This is a genomic window from Bacteroides sp. 44_46, assembly GCF_001915465.1.
In the GTDB taxonomy this organism is placed as follows: Bacteria; Bacteroidota; Bacteroidia; order Bacteroidales; family Bacteroidaceae; genus Bacteroides; species Bacteroides clarus.
The window spans coordinates 159,460-178,622 of the sequence record NZ_MNQO01000017.1 but is presented as its reverse complement, the minus strand read 5'-3'; the positions used below and the strand labels follow the sequence as shown (position 1 = coordinate 178,622).

The 19,163-nt window shown below is 45.1% G+C and carries 17 protein-coding genes; 12 read left to right on the top strand and 5 right to left on the bottom strand.

Features of this window, described 5'->3' with window-relative positions; translation table 11 throughout:
- Positions 1 to 52: 52 nt before the first annotated feature.
- Positions 53 to 421, bottom strand: a complete 369-nt coding sequence (locus BHV73_RS09485) for a DUF3127 domain-containing protein (RefSeq protein ID WP_009121649.1) — start codon at positions 419 to 421, stop codon at positions 53 to 55.
- 164 nt (positions 422 to 585) lie between these two features.
- On the opposite strand from BHV73_RS09485, the gene dnaN reads away from it, so the two are divergent.
- The 7 genes from dnaN to BHV73_RS09450 all read left to right on the top strand — a co-directional run bounded on the left by dnaN (position 586) and on the right by BHV73_RS09450 (position 8,717).
- Positions 586 to 1,710, top strand: a complete 1,125-nt coding sequence (gene dnaN, locus BHV73_RS09480) for a DNA polymerase III subunit beta (protein ID WP_009121650.1) — start codon at positions 586 to 588, stop codon at positions 1,708 to 1,710.
- 124 nt (positions 1,711 to 1,834) lie between these two features.
- Positions 1,835 to 2,605 carry a 3'-5' exonuclease gene (locus BHV73_RS09475; protein WP_009121651.1) on the top strand — a complete coding sequence of 257 codons (771 nt, stop codon included), beginning with the start codon at positions 1,835 to 1,837 and terminating at the stop codon, positions 2,603 to 2,605.
- A gap of 25 nt (positions 2,606 to 2,630) precedes the next feature.
- Positions 2,631 to 3,851 (top strand): bifunctional phosphopantothenoylcysteine decarboxylase/phosphopantothenate--cysteine ligase CoaBC, encoded by a 1,221-nt coding sequence (coaBC, locus tag BHV73_RS09470; RefSeq protein ID WP_087427052.1) that lies wholly within the window; start codon positions 2,631 to 2,633, stop codon positions 3,849 to 3,851.
- Between the two features lie 42 nt (positions 3,852 to 3,893).
- Positions 3,894 to 5,555 (top strand): DNA repair protein RecN, encoded by a 1,662-nt coding sequence (gene recN, locus BHV73_RS09465; protein ID WP_255379112.1) that lies wholly within the window; start codon positions 3,894 to 3,896, stop codon positions 5,553 to 5,555.
- A gap of 95 nt (positions 5,556 to 5,650) precedes the next feature.
- Complete coding sequence (rlmB, locus tag BHV73_RS09460; protein WP_283127464.1) at positions 5,651 to 6,391, top strand: 23S rRNA (guanosine(2251)-2'-O)-methyltransferase RlmB; 741 nt, start codon at positions 5,651 to 5,653, stop codon at positions 6,389 to 6,391.
- A 2-nt stretch (positions 6,392 to 6,393) separates the two neighbouring features.
- Positions 6,394 to 8,097, top strand: a complete 1,704-nt coding sequence (locus BHV73_RS09455; RefSeq protein ID WP_195620941.1) for a tetratricopeptide repeat protein — start codon at positions 6,394 to 6,396, stop codon at positions 8,095 to 8,097.
- Positions 8,098 to 8,342: 245 nt separating this feature from the next.
- Positions 8,343 to 8,717, top strand: coding sequence for a RidA family protein (locus tag BHV73_RS09450; RefSeq protein WP_009121656.1), 375 nt, complete (start codon positions 8,343 to 8,345; stop codon positions 8,715 to 8,717).
- Here the strand turns inward: BHV73_RS09450 and BHV73_RS09445 are convergent.
- Positions 8,685 to 9,938, bottom strand: a complete 1,254-nt coding sequence (locus BHV73_RS09445; RefSeq protein WP_286738080.1) for a bifunctional folylpolyglutamate synthase/dihydrofolate synthase — start codon at positions 9,936 to 9,938, stop codon at positions 8,685 to 8,687. The two genes, BHV73_RS09450 and BHV73_RS09445, sit on opposite strands and share 33 nt — an antisense overlap.
- A gap of 151 nt (positions 9,939 to 10,089) precedes the next feature.
- Here BHV73_RS09445 and BHV73_RS09440 point away from each other — a divergent pair, with 151 nt between their 5' ends.
- The gene (locus tag BHV73_RS09440) at positions 10,090 to 11,415 is read left to right on the top strand and encodes a PhoH family protein (protein ID WP_087412450.1); all 1,326 of its coding nucleotides are present in this window, start codon (positions 10,090 to 10,092) and stop codon (positions 11,413 to 11,415) included.
- 78 nt (positions 11,416 to 11,493) lie between these two features.
- Positions 11,494 to 13,398 carry a polysaccharide biosynthesis protein gene (locus BHV73_RS09435; protein ID WP_009121659.1) on the top strand — a complete coding sequence of 635 codons (1,905 nt, stop codon included), beginning with the start codon at positions 11,494 to 11,496 and terminating at the stop codon, positions 13,396 to 13,398.
- A gap of 95 nt (positions 13,399 to 13,493) precedes the next feature.
- Here the strand turns inward: BHV73_RS09435 and BHV73_RS09430 are convergent, their stop codons facing one another.
- The 3 genes from BHV73_RS09430 to BHV73_RS09420 all read right to left on the bottom strand — a co-directional run bounded on the left by BHV73_RS09430 (position 13,494) and on the right by BHV73_RS09420 (position 15,701).
- Positions 13,494 to 14,471 carry a dihydroorotate dehydrogenase-like protein gene (locus BHV73_RS09430; RefSeq protein ID WP_286738079.1) on the bottom strand — a complete coding sequence of 326 codons (978 nt, stop codon included), beginning with the start codon at positions 14,469 to 14,471 and terminating at the stop codon, positions 13,494 to 13,496.
- An 18-nt stretch (positions 14,472 to 14,489) separates the two neighbouring features.
- A complete protein-coding gene (locus BHV73_RS09425; RefSeq protein WP_286738127.1) occupies positions 14,490 to 15,158 on the bottom strand; it encodes a YggS family pyridoxal phosphate-dependent enzyme in 669 nt (222 codons plus the stop codon).
- A gap of 78 nt (positions 15,159 to 15,236) precedes the next feature.
- Positions 15,237 to 15,701, bottom strand: a complete 465-nt coding sequence (locus tag BHV73_RS09420; RefSeq protein ID WP_004289989.1) for a DUF4494 domain-containing protein — start codon at positions 15,699 to 15,701, stop codon at positions 15,237 to 15,239.
- Positions 15,702 to 16,082: 381 nt separating this feature from the next.
- Here BHV73_RS09420 and BHV73_RS09415 point away from each other — a divergent pair, with 381 nt between their 5' ends.
- The 3 genes from BHV73_RS09415 (at position 16,083) to BHV73_RS09405 (ending at position 19,160) form a co-directional block, all read left to right on the top strand.
- Positions 16,083 to 16,598, top strand: a complete 516-nt coding sequence (locus BHV73_RS09415; protein WP_286738074.1) for a UpxY family transcription antiterminator — start codon at positions 16,083 to 16,085, stop codon at positions 16,596 to 16,598.
- A gap of 799 nt (positions 16,599 to 17,397) precedes the next feature.
- Positions 17,398 to 18,420, top strand: a complete 1,023-nt coding sequence (gene pseB, locus BHV73_RS09410; protein WP_217717368.1) for a UDP-N-acetylglucosamine 4,6-dehydratase (inverting) — start codon at positions 17,398 to 17,400, stop codon at positions 18,418 to 18,420.
- Positions 18,417 to 19,160 carry a cytidylyltransferase domain-containing protein gene (locus BHV73_RS09405; protein ID WP_217717369.1) on the top strand — a complete coding sequence of 248 codons (744 nt, stop codon included), beginning with the start codon at positions 18,417 to 18,419 and terminating at the stop codon, positions 19,158 to 19,160. The genes pseB and BHV73_RS09405 overlap by 4 nt, the downstream gene beginning before the upstream one ends.
- Positions 19,161 to 19,163: the final 3 nt, after the last annotated feature.

Here is a 19,163-nt window from a genome sequence, read left to right as displayed (position 1 = left end):
GGTACATACATGGTCTTTCTTATTTCTCAATTTTTAATTCTCAATTCTTAATTTAGAAAGGTAAATCGTCTTTAGCGTCTCCGGACAAGAATTCCGGCGCTGCGGAAGGAGCCGGCGGCGGAACCGGCGCGCCCGGTGCAGGTGCGGCTGCGCTGACGCGTTCTACTTTCCATGCGCGGATACTGTTGAACCAGCGGTCTTGCCACTGACGTGCATCGACATCGAAAGAAACCGTCAGCTCTTCACCCATCTGGATGTTGAACTGTTCTATTTTATCTGCTCCGAATACGTCGAAACACATCTTACGGGGATATTGCCCGTGGTCTTCGATTACGTATTCTTGTGCCTTCCACTCGTTACCTGTTTTGGAAACTCCGCCTCTGGGCTGGAGTATAGCGATAATTTTTCCTGTAAATTCCATTGTTCTCTTTTTAAATGATGCGGCGAAGTTACAATTTTTTAGGAATATGCGACGAATAAACGGCTGTTTTTTCTTACTATTTCTTTGTCGTAGGGAATTCTTTTTTTAACTTTGTCCGTTAGTTAACAAGTTAGCTGAAATTAAAACTTAAATATACAGAATATATGAAATTTATCGTTTCGAGTACTGCGCTCTCCAGCCATTTGCAGGCTATCAGCCGCGTGATTAATTCGAAGAATGCGCTGCCTATTTTGGATTGTTTCCTCTTTGAACTACAAGACGGAACCTTGTCTGTAACCGTTTCCGACAGTGAAACAACGATGGTTACTACAGTCGAAGTGAACGAAAGTGATACCGACGGACGTTTTGCCGTAACCGCCAAAACTCTGTTGGATGCTTTGAAGGAAATTCCCGAACAACCGCTGACATTTGACATCAACACAAATTCTTTGGAGATTACAGTACAGTATCAAAACGGTAAATACAGCCTGATGGGACAGAACGCGGACGAATTCCCGCAATCGGCCATGCTGGGTGACAACGCTGTACGTGTGGAAATGGATGCGCAGGTATTGCTGGGCGGTATCAACCGCGCGGTATTTGCAACCGCCGATGACGAGCTTCGTCCCGTGATGAACGGTATCTATTTCGATATTACCACCGAAGACATCACCATGGTGGCTTCCGACGGCCATAAGCTGGTACGCTGCAAGACGCTGGCCGCCAAAGGCAATGAACGCGCCGCTTTCATCCTGCCCAAGAAACCCGCCAACCTGATGAAGAACCTGTTGCCCAAAGAACAGGGTATGGTAACCATTGAGTTTGATGAACGTAACGCTGTGGTTACGCTGGAAAGTTATCGCATGGTATGCCGTCTGATTGAAGGACGCTATCCGAACTATAACTCTGTAATTCCGCAGAACAACCCGTATAAGGTAACGGTAGACCGCCAGCAACTGATAGGCGCGTTGCGCCGCGTGTCCATCTTCTCGTCACAGGCCAGCAGCCTTATCAAGCTGCGCATGCAGGAAAACCGGATTGTGATTTCGGCGCAGGACATCGACTTCTCCACTTCGGCGGAAGAGACACAGACTTGCCAGTATACGGGCAATCCGATGAGCATCGGCTTCAAATCTACTTTCCTCATAGATATCCTGAATAATATTTCAGCGGATGAAGTGGTTATCGAATTGGCCGATCCTTCACGCGCCGGCGTTATCGTTCCGGTAGAGCAGGAAGAAAACGAAGACCTGCTGATGCTGCTGATGCCGATGATGCTGAATGACTAATGAGATAGTAACCTGTCATTTTTTGTTTAGGCACGGATTACGCGGATTTCACGGTTCAGGTTTATAGAAAAACCGTGTCAGTCCGTGTAATCCGTGCCTAAAAGATAAATAAATACGAAACTTCATGAAACTGAATCTTAAAAATCCGATTGTCTTTTTTGATTTGGAGACCACCGGTACAAACATTAACTCAGACCGAATAGTAGAAATCTGTTATCTCAAAGTATATCCCAACGGGAACGAGGAAACCAAAACCATGCGTATCAATCCCGAAATGCATATTCCGGCGGAAGCTTCCGCCGTTCATGGCATTTATGATGAAGATGTAGCGGACTGTCCCACGTTTAAGGAAGTGGCGCGCGGCATCGCCAATGATATTGAAGGCTGCGACCTTGCCGGTTTCAATTCCAACCGTTTTGATATTCCCGTTCTGGCGGAAGAATTCCTGCGTGCGGATGTGGATATCGACATGAGCCGCCGCAAGTTTGTGGATGTGCAGGTTATCTTCCATAAAATGGAACAGCGCACGCTGTCCGCCGCCTATAAGTTCTATTGCGGCAAGAATCTGGAAGACGCCCATACGGCGGAAGCGGACACTCGCGCTACCTATGAGGTGCTGATGTCGCAACTGGACCGCTATCCGGACTTGCAGAACGATGTGACTTTCCTGTCGGATTATTCCAGTTTCAACAAGAATGTGGACTTTGCGGGACGCATGGTTTACGATGATAAAGGTGTGGAAGTGTTTAATTTCGGTAAGTACAAAGGCATGTCGGTAGCCGATGTGCTGAAGCGTGATCCGGGATATTACAGCTGGATACTGAACAGTGATTTTACACTGAATACCAAAGCCATGCTGACTAAAATCCGCCTGCGTGAGATTACTCAGAAGTGATATTTGTAATTAGTATTTTGATTTCATGGCAAATCCACTGAAAGGAAAGAAAATAGTACTCGGCATTACAGGCAGTATTGCCGCTTATAAAGCCTGCCATATCATCCGCGGACTTATAAAACAGGGTGCGGAAGTGCAGGTCGTTATAACCCCTGCGGGAAAAGAATTCATAACTCCCATTACTTTATCCGCCCTCACCGGGAAGCCTGTCATCAGTGAGTTTTTTGCGCAACGTGACGGGACATGGAACAGTCACGTGGATTTGGGTTTATGGGCGGATGCCATGCTGATAGCTCCGGCCACGGCTTCCACTATCGGCAAAATGGCGAATGGCGTTGCCGACAATATGCTGATAACCACTTATCTGTCTGCGAAAGCTCCTGTGTTTGTGGCTCCGGCGATGGATTTGGATATGTATGCTCATCCGTCCACCCAAAAGAACCTGGAGACGCTGCGCTCGTATGGCAATCATATCATAGAACCGGGCACGGGCGAGCTGGCGAGCCATTTGGTGGGCAAAGGAAGAATGGAAGAACCGGACGTTATCATCCGTCATTTGGAAGAGTTCTTCGCAGCCAAAGACGGTGACCTGGCCGGAAAGAAAATTATGATAACTACCGGACCTACGTATGAAAAAATAGACCCGGTGCGTTTCATCGGCAATTATTCGTCGGGTAAGATGGGCTTTGCGCTTGCCGATGAATGTGCGGCAAGAGGAGCGGCTGTGATTCTGGTTTCGGGACCTGTGCAGCTCCGTACGCATTATCCTATGCATCAACATTTCAATGTCGAGTCTGCCGGACAGATGTTCGAGGCGGCCACTTCTTTGTTTTACAATGCGGATGCCGTTATTATGGCCGCCGCCGTAGCCGACTATACGCCGGAGCAGGTGGCCGATAAGAAGATTAAGCGGGAAAAGACCGGGGATATGTCGTTGGATTTGAAGCCTACGCAGGATATTGCCGCCCGTTTGGGAGAGATGAAGAAGCAATATCCCGGCAAAGTGCTGGTAGGGTTTGCCCTCGAAACCAATGACGAACGACAGAATGCGGAAGATAAGCTGAACCGTAAGAATCTGGACTTTATCGTGCTCAATTCGTTGAATGACAAAGGCGCCGGATTCCGTTACGATACCAATAAAATCAGTATTATCGACCGGAATGGTAAAAAGGATTATCCGTTGAAGTCCAAAGCCGAGGTGGCTGCGGACATTATCGACCATCTGGTGGAAGTGATGAAACATTAATGCTATTTTCGATTATCAACTCTCAATTCTCAATTTTATAAAATGTTGCGTTCTCTATACATACAGAATTATGCGCTTATCGAGAAACTTGATATAGACTTCGGTAGCGGTTTCTCGGTGATTACCGGTGAGACAGGTGCCGGGAAGTCCATTATACTGGGAGCTATCGGCCTGTTGCTGGGGCAGCGCGCCGATGTGAAGTCTATCAGGCGAGGCGCCGCGAAATGTGTGATTGAAGCCCGTTTTGAGATTGCGGGCTACGGCATGCAGCCTTTCTTTGAGGAAAACGAACTGGAATACGAAGATGAGTGCATTCTGCGCCGTGAGGTCTATGCTTCGGGCAAGAGCCGCGCATTCATCAATGATACGCCGGCTTCATTGGTACAGATGAAAGAGCTTGGTGAGCAATTGATTGACGTGCACTCGCAGCATCAGAACTTATTGCTGAACAAAGAGGGTTTCCAGCTGAATGTGCTGGATATATTGGCGCATGATGAAGAAGAACTGGCCGCCTATCAGTCCCTTCATCGGGAATGGAAGCAGGCGCAGCGGGATTTAGAGAACCTTATCGCCCTTGCCGGGCAGAATAAGGCTGATGAAGACTATATCCGTTTTCAGTTGGAGCAGTTGGAAGACGCTCACCTGACTGCCGGAGAGCAGGAAGAACTGGAGCGGGAAGCCGATACGCTGAGCCATGCGGAAGAGATAAAAGCCGGACTGTTCCGTGCCGGTCAGGTGATGAACTCCGATGAAGGCGGTCTGCTCTCCGCGTTGAAAGAGTGTTTGAACACAATGTCGGGGCTGCAGAAAGTATATCCTTCGGCCGGGGAACTTGCCGAGCGTCTGGAAAGCAGCTATATCGAATTGAAAGATATTTCCCAGGAGATTTCAGGAAAGGAAGAAGAGGTTGAATTTAATCCAGCCCGGCTGGAAGAAGTGAACGACCGTTTGAACCTGGTTTATACTCTCCAGCAGAAACATCGAGTCTCTACGGTGGACGAACTGCTGGCTTTGGCGGATGATTATGCAGCGAAACTCTCCAACATCACTTCATCGGATGAACAGATTGAAGAACTGAAGTCCCGTAGCGAAGCCTTATATAATAAGGTGAAAAAGCAGGCCGCGGTACTGACCGAATTGCGTACTGCCGCAGCCCGCGAGGTCGAGAAACAAATGGCAGCCCGTTTGATACCGTTAGGAATGCCTAATGTTCGTTTCCGGGTAGAGATAGGTACGCGTAAGGAGCCGGGTGCGCATGGCGCGGATACGGTGGGTTTCCTTTTCTCCGCCAATAAGAACGGGGCGTTGCAGAATATATCTTCGGTAGCTTCGGGCGGTGAGATTGCCCGTGTCATGCTGTCTGTCAAGGCGATGATAGCCGGAGCGGTGAAGCTGCCCACTATCGTATTCGATGAAATAGATACCGGAGTTTCCGGTGAGATAGCCGACCGTATGGCGGACATTATGCAGGAAATGGGGGATAGCGACCGCCAGGTTATCAGCATTACCCACCTGCCGCAGATTGCCGCCCGCGGACGTGCCCATTATAAGGTGTACAAGCAGGATAATGAGACGGAAACCAACAGCCATATCCGCCGCCTGACGGACGAAGAACGGGTAGAGGAGATAGCGCATATGTTGAGTGGCGCCACCTTGACGGAAGCTGCGCTGAACAATGCAAAGGCGTTGTTGGGCATCGTCTGACGGGTGCCGTAATTCTGCGCTTGTAAAGTAGAGGTTTACCGCCGTAGCGTAAAGCTCCGGCAGACTGAAGTAAGACAAAAAACAATTAAGATACAATGACAGATAAAAGTGAAATGATTTTCGGCGTTCGCGCCGTAATAGAAGCTATTCAGGCAGGTAAGGACATCGACAAGATATTGGTGAAGAAAGATATTCAGAGCGACTTGTCCAAAGAGTTGTTTGCCGCTTTGAAGGGAACTTTGATTCCCGTGCAACGTGTGCCGGTGGAACGTATCAACCGTTTTACACGCAAGAACCATCAGGGTGTGATAGCGTTTGTTTCCGCCGTGACCTACCAGAAAACGGAAGACCTTGTGCCGTTTCTGTTTGAAGAGGGAAAGAACCCGTTGTTTGTCATGCTGGACGGCATAACGGATGTGCGTAATTTCGGAGCGATAGCCCGTACTTGCGAGTGCGCGGCGGTAGATGCCGTTATTATCCCCGCCAAGAACAGCGTGACGGTGAATGCCGATGCGGTGAAGACTTCGGCGGGAGCGTTGCATACCTTGCCCGTATGCCGCGAGCAGAACTTGAAAGATACCTTGCAGTACCTTAAAAACAGTGGCTTCCGTATTGTGGCTGCCACGGAAAAAGGTGATTACGACTACACAAAAGCCGATTATACCGGCCCTATGTGTATCATCATGGGCGCTGAGGATAAAGGCGTCTCTTACGACAACCTTGCATTATGCGACGAATGGGTAAAGATTCCGATGCTGGGTACGATTGAATCTCTTAACGTATCTGTTGCGGCGGGTATTCTGATTTATGAAGCTGTGAAACAAAGAACCAACTAAATATGAAAAAGAAGATTTTCCTGCTTTTCACTCTGTGCCTTCTGGCTCAGTGGAGTGTAGCGCAAGCCCCCAAATGGGTGGAGAAAGCTAAACGTGCCGTATTCTCGGTGGTCACTTATGGTGAGAATGACAAGATTCTGAATACCGGAAACGGGTTCTTCGTGACGGAAGACGGCGTTGCCTTGTCCGATTACTCTCTGTTCAAGGGAGCGCAACGGGCGGTAGTGATGAACTCGGAAGGCGTACAGATGCCGGTAGTTTCTATTTTGGGCGCAAATGATATGTACGATGTCATTAAGTTTCGTGTAGGCATATCAACCAAGAAAGTTCCTGCATTGAACCCGGCAACCACGGCTCCGGCAGTGGGCGCCAATGTATATATCCTGCCTTATTCCACGCAAAAAGACCGTTCTTATACCGCCGGACAAGTGAAAGCGGCGGATAAGTTCTCCGAAAAGTATTATTACTATACGCTCAACCTGCGTCTGAAAGATAAGATGGTGAGTTGTCCCGTAATGACCGAGGAAGGACAGGTCTTTGCCCTTGCGCAGAAATCATCCGGCGCCGACACCGCAACAATCTGTTATGCGGTAGATGCTAAATTTGCCATAGACCAGAATGTTTCGGCGTTCTCTTTCAGCGATATGACTTTAAAGAATATCGGCATCAAGAAGGCATTGCCCGATACGGAAGAACAGGCGTTGGTGTTCCTCTTCATGGCTTCTTCACAGGTTACCCCGGAGAAGTACGCCGAACTGCTGGATGACTTCGTCGCCGAATATCCGAATAGCGCGGACGGTTATTTGCGTCGTGCTACCAACCGGTTGTATCAGTCAAAAGATGACGCCTCGATGGATAAGGTGGTGGCCGATATGGATAAGGCCCTGAGCGTAACTCAGAAGAAGGACGATGTATATTACAATCGTGCCAAGCTGATATACAATTATATGTTGGGCAATCCGGAGAAAGCTTACAAGGACTGGTCGTACGACAAGGCTGCGGATGAAATAAGAAAGGCGATTGCCGTTCAGGAACTTCCGGTGTACGTACAGACCGAAGGAGATATTTTGTTTGCGAAACAAGATTATCCGGCTGCTTTGGCTTGCTATGAAAAGGTGAATCAGTCCAATCTGGCGTCGGCGGCCACTTTCTTCAGCGCAGCCAAGACCAAAGAACTGATGAAAGCGCCTGCGGAAGAAGTAGTAGCGCTTATGGATAGTTGTATGGCACGCTTCAGCGAGCCGTATACGGAAGAAGCCGCCCCTTATCTGTTGGAACGCGCCCAAGCCCGTATGAATGCGAATCAGGCGCGTGCCGCGATGCTCGACTATGACGCGTATTACAAGACGGTAAACGGCAAGGTGAATGATGTATTCTATTACTATCGTGAGCAGGCCGCCTTGAAAGCCAAGCAGTTCCAGCGTGCGCTGAATGATATGGAAAAGGCTATCGAATTAAGTCCGAAAGATTTAACTTACCGTGCGGAACTTGCCGTTGTCAATATTCGTGTGGGACGTAATGAGGAAGCGCTGAAGGTGCTGCAGGCCGCTTTGGAAATCGACCCTAAATATGCGGAAGCCTATCGTCTGATGGGAATCGCGCAGTTGCAGATGAAGAAAAATCAGGAAGCGTGCCAAAGTTTTGCCAAAGCGAAGGAATTGGGAGACCCGAATGTGGATGAACTGATTAAAAAGCATTGCAAATAAGTGATATGCTAACGATAAAGGCTCCGCTTTCACAAGCAGAGCCTTTGTTTGGGAAACTTCCCCATGCTAAAATAAAAGTTAAGTCTAGGTATTAACAGGTTATGAGTGAAATTTCTTTCGTATATTCGTATAGTAAATGCACGGCTTTTAGGAATACTGCATGGACTTATTGATTTTTTTTGAGAATATTGTAAAGAAAGATACGATATACTTGATAATGAACAGATAAAAAGAATAAGAAAATTATGAAGAAAGTAATTTGCAGCCAAAAGGCTCCGGGCGCAATAGGCCCATACAGTCAAGCTATTGAAGCGAACGGAATGGTGTTTGTATCAGGTCAGTTACCCATCGACGCTGCTACCGGAGTGATGGCAGAGGGCGCAGAGGCTCAGGCACGCCAATCGCTGGAGAATGTAAAGCACATTCTGGAAGAAGCAGGATTGAGCATGGCGAATATTGTAAAGACTACCGTTTTTCTGGCGGATATGTCTTTGTTTGCCGATATGAACAAGGTGTACGCCACTTACTTTGACGGAGATTTCCCCGCCCGTTCGGCAGTTGCCGTAAAGGCGCTTCCGAAAGACGCTTTAGTGGAGATTGAGTGCATCGCGGTTCGCTAACAAGTCCGCTACAATAAAGCTGCTGCCACCTACGAAGATAAAGTCTTCCGGGTGGCTTTTTTCTTGCGCTGCGGTCACAGCGGCAGGGACATCCGGATAGCAGCTTCCCCGCAGACCGGCTTGTGCGGCGAGCGCGCGCAGCTCTTCTTCGGGCAGGGCGCGCTTTACGCAGGCCTTGGTGAAATAGTAGGCGGCGTCTTTGGGAAGCAGGGCGAGTACGCCGCTGATATCCTTGTCATTTACCATACCTATTACAATATGTAGCTGGCGGCAGGTCTGCTGCTTCAATTGTTCTACAATGTAGCTGATGCCGCCTACGTTGTGTCCGGTGTCGCATATCAGGGTGGGGGTGTCCTGCAGCTTTTGCCAGCGTCCCATTAATCCCGTCAGTTCGCAGACATGGGCGAAACCGCTGCGTATGCTTTGTTCGTCTATCCGGTAACCGGCTTCTTGCAGCAGCGGTAAGGCGGTGAGAATGGTACGCGTGTTCTTTATCTGATAGAGCCCTTGCAATTCTGTTTTCATCCCGGGATAATCTTGTATCGTCGTATCTTCCGCGAATATGACCGGAGCTTTTTCTTCTTCCGCTTTTTGCAGGAACACAGGTTTGGTTTCGGGAGTGGTTTCTCCGATGACGACGGGGATGCCTGCCTTGATGATACCTGCCTTTTCTCCGGCTATCTTTGCCAGCGTGTCGCCTAAAAACTGGGTGTGGTCGAAACTTATGTTGGTGATAAGGCACAAATCCGGATGAATGATGTTTGTGCAGTCCAGCCTGCCGCCCAGCCCGACTTCAATGACGGCTGCATCCACTTTTTCATCGGCAAAATAACGGAAAGCCATGGCGGTGGTCAGCTCGAAGAAAGAAGGGTGCAGAGGCTCGAAAAAGTCACGCTCTTTTTCTACGAAACGTACTACATACTCTTCCGGTATAGGCTGTCCGTTTATACGGATACGTTCGCGGAAGTCCACCAAGTGGGGGGAAGTGTAAAGTCCCACACGATACCCGGCTTCCTGCAATATGGCGGCCAGCGTGTGCGAACAGGAGCCTTTGCCGTTGGTTCCCGCCACATGGATGGTGCGGAACGAGCGGTGGGGATGTCCGAAATGTTCGTCCAGTATACGTGTGTTTTCCAGCCCTTCTTTGTATGCCGAGCCACCCACTTGCTGGAACATGGGTACGCTGTTATATAAGTAAGTTAAAGTGTTCTGATAGTCCATCTTTTATAAAAATTAACGGGAAAGCAATCCTTTCTCCCTATTAAAGTGTTATCTTTAGGAACGGCAAAGATAAGGCAATTTTATTTAAGTGCGTATGCTTGCTTTATTTTATATGTCGGTATGAGGTATAAACAATTTAAATCTAAAGAGTATGGGAGCTAAGAAAAACTTTGTGATTGATACTAATGTTATCCTTCACGATTATAACTGTTTGAAGAACTTTCAAGAGAACGACATTTATCTTCCCATTGTAGTGCTTGAAGAACTCGATAAATTCAAGAAAGGCAACGAGCAGATAAATTTCAATGCCCGTGAGTTTGTCCGGGAACTCGACTTGATTACCGACGATAACCTCTTTACCAAAGGCGCTCCGCTGGGAGAGGGGCTGGGACGTTTGTTCGTAGTGGCCGGTTCGGTAGATTCGTCCCGCGTGCGTGATTCTTTCCCTGAACGCATTCCCGATCATCAGATACTGTCTGTCGTTGACTGGCTGACGGAGAAAAAGCCGAAAATGAAATCTATTCTTGTCACCAAAGACGTCAACCTTCGTATGAAAGCGCGCTCCATCGGACTGCTGTGCGAGGATTATATCAATGACAAGGTAATCAATGTGGATATATTTGAAAAATCGAATGAAGTGTTCGAGGGGGTCGACCCTACTTTGATAGACCGTATCTATTCATCCAAAGAGGGGCTGGATATCAGTGAGTTCGACTTTAAGGATGTCATCCATCCCAATGAATGCTTTGTACTGAAAAGCGACCGTAGCAGTGTGCTTGCCCGCTATAATCCTTTTACGCATTCTGTCTGCCGTGTAAACAAGACGAAGAATTACGGTATAGAACCGCGCAACGCCGAGCAGAGCTTTGCTTTTGAAGTGCTGAACGATCCGAATATCAAGTTGGTAGCCCTTACGGGTAAGGCCGGAACCGGTAAGACGCTGTTGGCGCTGGCTGCCGCTTTGGGCAAGCTGACGGATTATAAGCAAATCCTGTTGGCGCGTCCTATCGTCGCCTTATCCAATAAAGACCTTGGTTTCCTGCCGGGTGACGCCAATGAAAAGGTCGCTCCGTATATGCAGCCTTTGTTTGATAATTTGAATGTAATCAAGCATCAGTTTGCATCTAATTCGAGCGAAGTGAAAAGGTTGGAAGATATGCAGAAAAGCGACCAACTGGTTATTGAAGCCCTGGCCTTTATCCGTGGACGCAGCTTGAGCGAGACTTATTGTATCATTGACGAGGCGCAGAACCTTACTCCTCATGAAATCAAAACCATCATAACACGTGCCGGAGAGGGGACGAAGATGGTATTCACGGGTGACATCCAACAGATTGACCAACCGTATCTGGACAGCCAGTCCAACGGACTTGTCTATATGATAGACCGCATGAGAGATCAGAACCTGTTTGCCCATATCAATTTAGTGAAAGGAGAGCGTAGCCAGCTGAGCGAGTTAGCAAGTAACTTGATGTAACATTTTATCATTTTCTTCTTCGCTTTGATAAAAATTAGTGTATCTTTGCGGTGCCTAAAACAAAAACTGTCAAACGTGATGAAGCGAAACTTTTTTCATCGGTACCTTTCAGCAAAGGTATTGCCGATATGGACTGTTCTATTGATTGATGTGCTTATTATTGTCGTATCCAGTCTGTTGGCTTATGCGCTGCGATATGATTTCCGGAGTCTGTTCTCGGAATCTTCGTCCATAGACATAACGATTGTGTGGACGGTAATCGTCAATGTGATATTCTTTAGAGTGTTTCGTACGTACTCTAACGTGCTTCGCTTTTCATCGTTTGTAGATATAATGCGCATATTCGTATCGCTGACGGTTTCCTACGCATTGTTGCTGATAACGAGTGTGCTGGCAAAAAGCTGCATGGACATTAATGTAGCGCCTGCTACGGTATTGTTCATGTCTTATATCATCAGTTTTGCCATGATGGCGTGTTCCCGTATTGTTGTAAAGATATTCTTCGAAGCGTTGAACTTTGACGGTTCGCACAGCGCTAATGTGTTTATTTACGGAGCCAAAGAGGCCGGAGTGAATATTGCAAAAGCGCTGCGCGTTAATTTGCGTAACCATTACCGTTTGCGCGGTTTCATTGCCGATGAGCCGGAACTTATTAATAAGGTGATGATGGGGGTAAAGGTATATCCCAACGACAACGCCCTGATTGATAATCTGGACGACCGTGACGTGCATACCATTATCGTTTCTCCCGCCAAGATGGAAGCGCTCAAGCGCTCCGACATGGCAGACCGTTTATTGGCGCACAACATCAAACTGATGACGGCTCCGCCGCTGAGTGAATGGAATGGGCAGTTCCTGGACCGTACCCAACTGAAAGAAATCCAGATTGAGGACTTGTTGCAGCGCAATCCGATTGAGATTGATATTCATAAGGTTGCTTCCCATCTGGAAGGCAAGCGGGTGATGATTACCGGTGCCGCCGGTTCTATCGGTAGTGAAATCATGCGTCAGGTGGCTTCTTTCAATCCTTATAAACTGATTCTTGTAGACCAGGCGGAAACTCCGTTGCATGATATTCGTTTGGAACTGCAGGACCGTTGGCGGGACATTGATGCCGAAACCATCATCGCCGATATTTCCAATGCAACTCGCATGGAAGAAATATTCAGGCAGTATAAGCCGCAGTATATTTTTCATGCAGCGGCATACAAGCACGTACCGATGATGGAAGATAATGTATCCGAATCTATTCAGGTAAATGTTTACGGTACATGTACTGTCGCTGATTTGGCGGTGAAATACGGTGCGGAGAAGTTTGTGATGATTTCTACGGACAAGGCGGTGAATCCTACCAATGTAATGGGATGTTCCAAACGTATCTGTGAGATTTACGTTCAGTCGCTGGCGAAGAAATTACAGGCGGAAGGCGGACGTTTCACGCAGTTTATCACTACCCGTTTCGGCAATGTTTTGGGGTCGAACGGTTCGGTCATTCCCCGTTTTCGCGATCAGATACAGCGTGGCGGGCCTGTAACGGTGACTCATCCGGAAATTATACGTTACTTTATGACCATTCCGGAAGCTTGCCGTTTGGTACTCGAAGCCGGTAGTATGGGGCATGGGGGAGAGATTTATATCTTCGATATGGGTAAACCGGTGCGGATTGTAGACCTTGCTAAGCGTATGATCAGTCTTTCCGGACGTACTGATGTCAAGATAGAATTTACAGGGTTACGCCATGGCGAGAAGTTGTATGAGGAACTGCTTAATGTCCGGGAGCTGACAAAACCGACCTATCACGAAAAGATTATGATTGCCACTGTACGCGAGTATGATTATGATGAAGTGCGGGAACGTATTCAGAAATTGATTGAGGTCAGCTATACTTATGACCAGATGAAGATTGTGGCGGCCATGAAAGATATTGTTCCTGAGTTTGTCAGCAAGAATTCCTGCTTTGAGGTTCTGGATAAGAAAGAGTAGGACCGGTGAACTCTGAAACAGACAACGATTATGATATAAAAGAACGGATGATGCGTTTATCATAAACGCATCATCCGTTTTAGTATGTATCACACTTACTTGCGTGAGGAGAAATATTTCAGGAATTGGGTACGTTCGAATGTATTTACGCCATTCAAGTCGCTTACATTCAGCATGCCTTTGAACTGGTTGATATTCTCCATTCCTTTACGGTCCATCCATAAATTCAGGAAACGAACATATTCGTCAATGATGGCATAGGAATTCTGATACAGCACACTGCATATCTCTACCGCCGAAGCACCTGCCAGAATAGCTTTTACTACTCCTTCAGGAGCGTGTATGCCGCCGGATGCCGCATAGTCCAGTTTACCGACAGCCGCAGAAGCGATACCTATCCAACGTAAAGATTTAGATAAATCGGCATCTGTGCTGAATACGCTTCCGGCGCTTTGAGCCATCTTTTCAATATCGATATCCGGCTGGTAGAAGCGGTTGAACATGACTACTGCGGCCGCACCGTTAGCATAAAGCTGGTCGATGAGAGCAATAGGGTTGGTAAGATTGTCTCCCAATTTCATGATGACAGGAATATCGACCGTTTTCTTGATGTGGCTCAAGATATCGATATGGCGCTGTTCAAAGGAACCGTAAGCATATTGCATATCAGTTTGCAAAGCAAGGATATTAATTTCCAAAGCATCTGCTCCGGCTTCTTCTATTTTCTTGGCAAACTCAATCCAGTCTGCATCCTGGTAACAGTTGATACTGGCAATGATAGGAATATCGCAGACTTTCTTGCTCTCTTTGATTAAATTCAAATATTCACCCAATTTGTGTTCGCGTATATATCCCACCAGGTAATCGCTTCCTTCCGGATATATATTGGGATCTCCAAGCCAGTCGGCTTCCATCATGATTTGCTCCTCGAAAAGAGACTTGAGTACAATAGCTCCTGCCCCGGCTTCATAAAGCTTCTGGTTCTTAGCAGCGCTGTCGGTAAGTCCGGAACTGCTGATAATGATCGGGTTTCTAAGTTTTAACCCTGCAAAAGTAGTTTCTAATGTTGCCATGATAATAGTTATTAGTGATTAATATATTCTTTCTCCAAATATTTTACTTCCTACACGTACCAAAGTACTGCCGGCGGCAATTGCCTCGTGATAATCGTGTGACATCCCCATAGACAACTCCCGAAACCACTCTGCATTGGAAAACCATGTGGTCTTAACTTCTTGGAAGAAGCTATTTAATGAACAAAACTCAGCTTTGATTTGTTCGACATTATCGGTATTTGTCGCCATGCCCATCAGTCCGCATATCCGGATGTTCTTAAGCTCTTTCCACTCATCGCCCGTAAGCATTTCCCGACATTCGTCGAAACTGAAACCAAATTTAGTTTCTTCTTGTGCAATGTGCAGTTGGAGCAGGCAGTTTACCATTCGTCCTGCCTTGGCTGCTTGCTTGTTGATTTCGGTGAGAAGTTTGTAGGAGTCAACTCCGTGAATCAATGTTACATAAGGTACGATATATTTGATTTTATTTGTTTGCAGATGTCCGATGAAATGCCATTCTATGTCTTTGGGCAGGCTTTCATATTTGGCTGTCATTTCTTGCACCTTACTTTCTCCGAACACACGTTGCCCTGCGTTATAGGCTTCTTCTATGGCTTCGTTAGGGTGAAATTTGGAAACAGCTACCAGTCGCACCCCTTCAGGCAGTTCGCTCAGTACTTGTTTTATATTTTCTGCAATCATCAGTTCTCTTGTTTTATGATTTATAAGCTATAAATCATGAGTACCCAATAATAACTCATAACTTATAACTCATAACTTAAATTACACTTCCGGCTTATCATTCGGCTCTGCACTGTACGGATATACATCCATGATGGCGGTTTCTGCTACCGATGCAATTTGATAGTCGGCCATTGTACCTTTCATACCCTCATCCAGTTTCTTTACTGCGTCGCGCAGGTCGGCGGCTTGTACCAGTACCTGAGTAGATGTTTTCTTCTCCGCACCGCTTTTTTCATCCAATGTGATGAAAACCAGTTTGCATTTGAACCAACGGTCGGCAGCATCTTCTTCGCAAGGGAAGAGTTCACTGTAATTCGCCCGTTTAATATCCGATACGGTAAACTCACCGGAAATAAACGGCGTCATCTCTTCAATGATGCGCGCTTCCGCTTCCGTAAAGCTGAGTGCGTCTACCAGATAAGGTTCGGTAACTTTCTTGTTCATTCCGTTTTCCATTGTTTTCTCGTAACGGATTTTGCACTCAAACCAAGTATGCATTGCCATAATTTTCTGATTTTTAGTTAGTGTTTTTAATTAATAAATTAATTGCTTTCTTCTTTCTGTCATTCTGCGACTTATTGAAGAATCTCTTTCCCGTTTATATTGGAAAGGGTGTACAAAGATAAACGAAAAAGAGGAAAAATGTTCGATGTATGTGAAAGAAGATTATGTTAATGCAAAACTTTTTATCTATTAAATATTTTGTAGTTCCATACGGAGTGTTTATCTTTGCCCTTGCAAAACGAGCTAATCGTGGACGAAAATTCTATTCTTGAGATGAGAAATGTAGTGGATGCTACATTCGGCGGAGCCGTAAAAGAAACTCTGCTATAATGAAATCATAAAACGCTTATTACTAAACTATTAATAATTTATTATTAGCATTTGTTAACTACGTCGGATCATAAGCATTGGCATGCTGTTTATGTTCGTCACAATACCGAATTTAAGGTAGAAACGTGGCTACGTGAGCAAGGAGTAGAAGTCTATTTGCCTGTGCAGGATGTATTTCGGGAATATGCCGGAAAGCGTGTGAAAGTGACAAAGCCGGTAATTACCGGTATGGTGTTTGTCTGCCTTTCCCGTTCCGAACTCCCTGTAGTAGAACAAGCACCCAACGTTCATCATTTCTTTAGTAAACGTGGCACTAATGCCCCTCTTGTCATTCCCGACCAACAAATGGCGGACTTCCGCTTCATGGTCGACCTCTCCGATACTTCTATTTTAATGGTTAATGAGCCGATTGCTCCGGGAACTATGGTTACTGTGGCAAAAGGAAGTATGCAGGGGGTACGAGGCGAAATGGTGAAATATGAAAGTAAATATTACATGGCTGTAAGATTGCAGGAGTTGGGATGTGCGTTGGTTAGTGTACCGGTGAGCTATGTACGGCGCGGGTGATAAGAATATTGTATGTTTACGTTGGCACATCGTATGAAGTATGGATAATGATTTAATAATGTTAAGATAAAAAACTATAATGAGTTTAAAGGGAGTATAAAGCTAACTTTAAATTTTGGAGATGTTAACTTTATAGATATTGGAAAATTAACTTTAACTTTATGTTAAAGTTAATTTAATCCTTAACAATAAATTAATATGATATACGGTACTTCTGACTAAACAGATACCCTTGTCCAATTTATTTTTTAAGAATATTTATTAAGCTAGTGAGATTTCCATTCAAAGCCGATGTCTCAATTATTGTCTTGTACAGTAAATAGAACTCTTCTCAAATAATATGTAGAAGAAATATCTGATGGGCAGAATTCTTGCTAAAATAAATTAGTGGTTAGTGTTATAAGAAACAAATGCTCAATTATTCTGCATAATATTTTTATTTGATTGACGATTCAATTATTGAAAGGCTCATACAGTCTTTGGTAGATGAAAGGAAGGAATTCCCAGTTCTTCGGTAGTAAGGAGGCAAAGGTATATCGGCCGTGACTATATAATTATCTTGATCTGCAAAACACAAGATGTATCTGCATTGGAATACTTCAAACAACTGTTGGTGAAATTGTTAAAAGTTTCAGGGAGTATGAGGACTTATTGCCATTGAAGCAAGTAGTAATAAATACTAAAAAACAGTTCAACTTTTGATTTAACTTATAGTAAAACCACCTTGTGGCAATTTTACTTAGATGATACATCCAAATTGGTTGTTAACTTATTTTTTGATTTCTAATCTATATATTATATGCTTAATAACAAATCCGTCTTAATAACTGGAGGAACTGGTTCCTTCGGTAAAAAGTTTGTGGAAACCATTCTTCGTGATTATCCGCAAGTAAAGAAAATCATAATATTTTCTCGTGATGAACTGAAGCAATTTGAACTGAAGCAGAAATATCCGGAGAATAAGTATCCTCAAATGCGTTATTTTATTGGTGATGTTCGTGACCTTGAACGTCTGACTCGTGCTTGTGAAGGTGTAGATGTGATTATTCATGCTGCTGCTATCAAGCAAGTCGATACAGCAGAGTACAATCCCGAGGAGTGTATCAAAACTAATGTGCATGGAGCACAGAACGTTATAAAAGCAGCTTTGGCAACAGGTGTTCATCATGTAGTTGCCCTTTCTACAGATAAAGCCTGTGCTCCCATTAACCTTTATGGTGCAACCAAGCTGACATCTGATAAGTTGTTTACAGCAGCTAATAATATCAGTGGTTCCAAGGATATCAGATTCTCTGTAGTCCGCTATGGTAATGTGATGGGGTCTCGCGGTTCCGTAATCCCTTTCTTTATTAATAAGCGTGATAGTGGAGCAAAAGAACTCCCTATTACTGATATGCGAATGACTCGTTTTAATATTTCACTTGAAGCTGGTGTTGCTTTGGTGATGTATGCTATCGGGCATCATTTGGGAGGTGAAATTTTTATTCCCAAAATCCCATCCTATCATATTAAAGATGTGGCAACCGCTATTGCTCCCAATCTACGGCAGGTGGAAGTAGGAATACGCCCAGGAGAGAAACTACACGAGGAGATGATTACTGTAACTGATGCGCTTGATACTATTGACTTGGGTAAATATTATGTGATTCTTCCTTCTGTATCAGATAAGCATAATAAGGAAGAATATATTCAGCATCATAGTGCGGTGCCTGTTTCTGAGGGGTTCCATTATAGTAGTGATAATAATACAGAATGGGAAACTGTTGAGTCTATGCGCGAAAATATACGCAAATATGTAGATCCGAATTTTGAAGTGAAATGAGAGTTGTAGCTATAATTCAAGCACGTTGCGGTTCGACCCGTTTCCCTAATAAAGTATTTGCTGATTTGTGCGGTAAACCTTTCATTTGGCATGTAGTCAATCGTTTGAAGTTTGTACATTTACTTGACCATATAGTGTTGGCAACGACAGATAGGCCATCGGATGACAAGTTGTATTACTGGGCTAAAGAAAATGGAGTAGATGTCTATCGTGGAAGCGAAAGTAATGTTTTAAATCGTTATTATGAGGCTGCCAATTATGCGAAGGCGGATATAATTGTGAGAATAACAGCTGATGATCCCTTTAAAGAACCAGGATTGATTGATAAGGCAATAAATACACTACAAGAAGGTGGATATGACTTTGTTTGTAACAATTGTCCTCCTTCTTATCCAGAAGGGTTAGATATAGAAGTTTTCACTAAAGCTGCTTTGGATAAAGAAGAGGAGCTTTCTACAAGTAATTTTGAAAGAGAACATGTGACTCAGTATATTTATCATCATCCAGAAAAGTTTAAAATGTTTAACATTTCTAATATTGGTGAGAATTTATCTTATTTACGTTGGACGGTTGATACGAAGAAAGATTTTCAGATGGTAGCCCGTATATATTCATTCTTGTATAAGAATGATTCAGAGATATTTTACATGAATGATATTCTTCTGCTACTTAAAGGACATCCCGAAATAGAAATGATGAATTCGGATGTAACTCGAAGTGAAATGTATAAATCAATATAAATT

Excerpts from the sequence above, each read along its gene's own strand:
- BHV73_RS09485 (WP_009121649.1), bottom strand. The coding sequence starts at position 421 with ATGGAATTTACAGGAAAAATTATCGCTATACTCCAGCCCAGAGGCGGA.
- dnaN (WP_009121650.1), top strand. The coding sequence starts at position 586 with ATGAAATTTATCGTTTCGAGTACTGCGCTCTCCAGCCATTTGCAGGCT.
- BHV73_RS09475 (WP_009121651.1), top strand. The coding sequence starts at position 1,835 with ATGAAACTGAATCTTAAAAATCCGATTGTCTTTTTTGATTTGGAGACC.
- coaBC (WP_087427052.1), top strand. The coding sequence starts at position 2,631 with ATGGCAAATCCACTGAAAGGAAAGAAAATAGTACTCGGCATTACAGGC.
- recN (WP_255379112.1), top strand. The coding sequence starts at position 3,894 with ATGTTGCGTTCTCTATACATACAGAATTATGCGCTTATCGAGAAACTT.
- rlmB (WP_283127464.1), top strand. The coding sequence starts at position 5,651 with ATGACAGATAAAAGTGAAATGATTTTCGGCGTTCGCGCCGTAATAGAA.
- BHV73_RS09455 (WP_195620941.1), top strand. The coding sequence starts at position 6,394 with ATGAAAAAGAAGATTTTCCTGCTTTTCACTCTGTGCCTTCTGGCTCAG.
- BHV73_RS09450 (WP_009121656.1), top strand. The coding sequence starts at position 8,343 with ATGAAGAAAGTAATTTGCAGCCAAAAGGCTCCGGGCGCAATAGGCCCA.
- BHV73_RS09445 (WP_286738080.1), bottom strand. The coding sequence starts at position 9,938 with ATGGACTATCAGAACACTTTAACTTACTTATATAACAGCGTACCCATG.
- BHV73_RS09440 (WP_087412450.1), top strand. The coding sequence starts at position 10,090 with ATGGGAGCTAAGAAAAACTTTGTGATTGATACTAATGTTATCCTTCAC.
- BHV73_RS09435 (WP_009121659.1), top strand. The coding sequence starts at position 11,494 with ATGAAGCGAAACTTTTTTCATCGGTACCTTTCAGCAAAGGTATTGCCG.
- BHV73_RS09430 (WP_286738079.1), bottom strand. The coding sequence starts at position 14,471 with ATGGCAACATTAGAAACTACTTTTGCAGGGTTAAAACTTAGAAACCCG.
- BHV73_RS09420 (WP_004289989.1), bottom strand. The coding sequence starts at position 15,701 with ATGGCAATGCATACTTGGTTTGAGTGCAAAATCCGTTACGAGAAAACA.
- pseB (WP_217717368.1), top strand. The coding sequence starts at position 17,398 with ATGCTTAATAACAAATCCGTCTTAATAACTGGAGGAACTGGTTCCTTC.
- BHV73_RS09405 (WP_217717369.1), top strand. The coding sequence starts at position 18,417 with ATGAGAGTTGTAGCTATAATTCAAGCACGTTGCGGTTCGACCCGTTTC.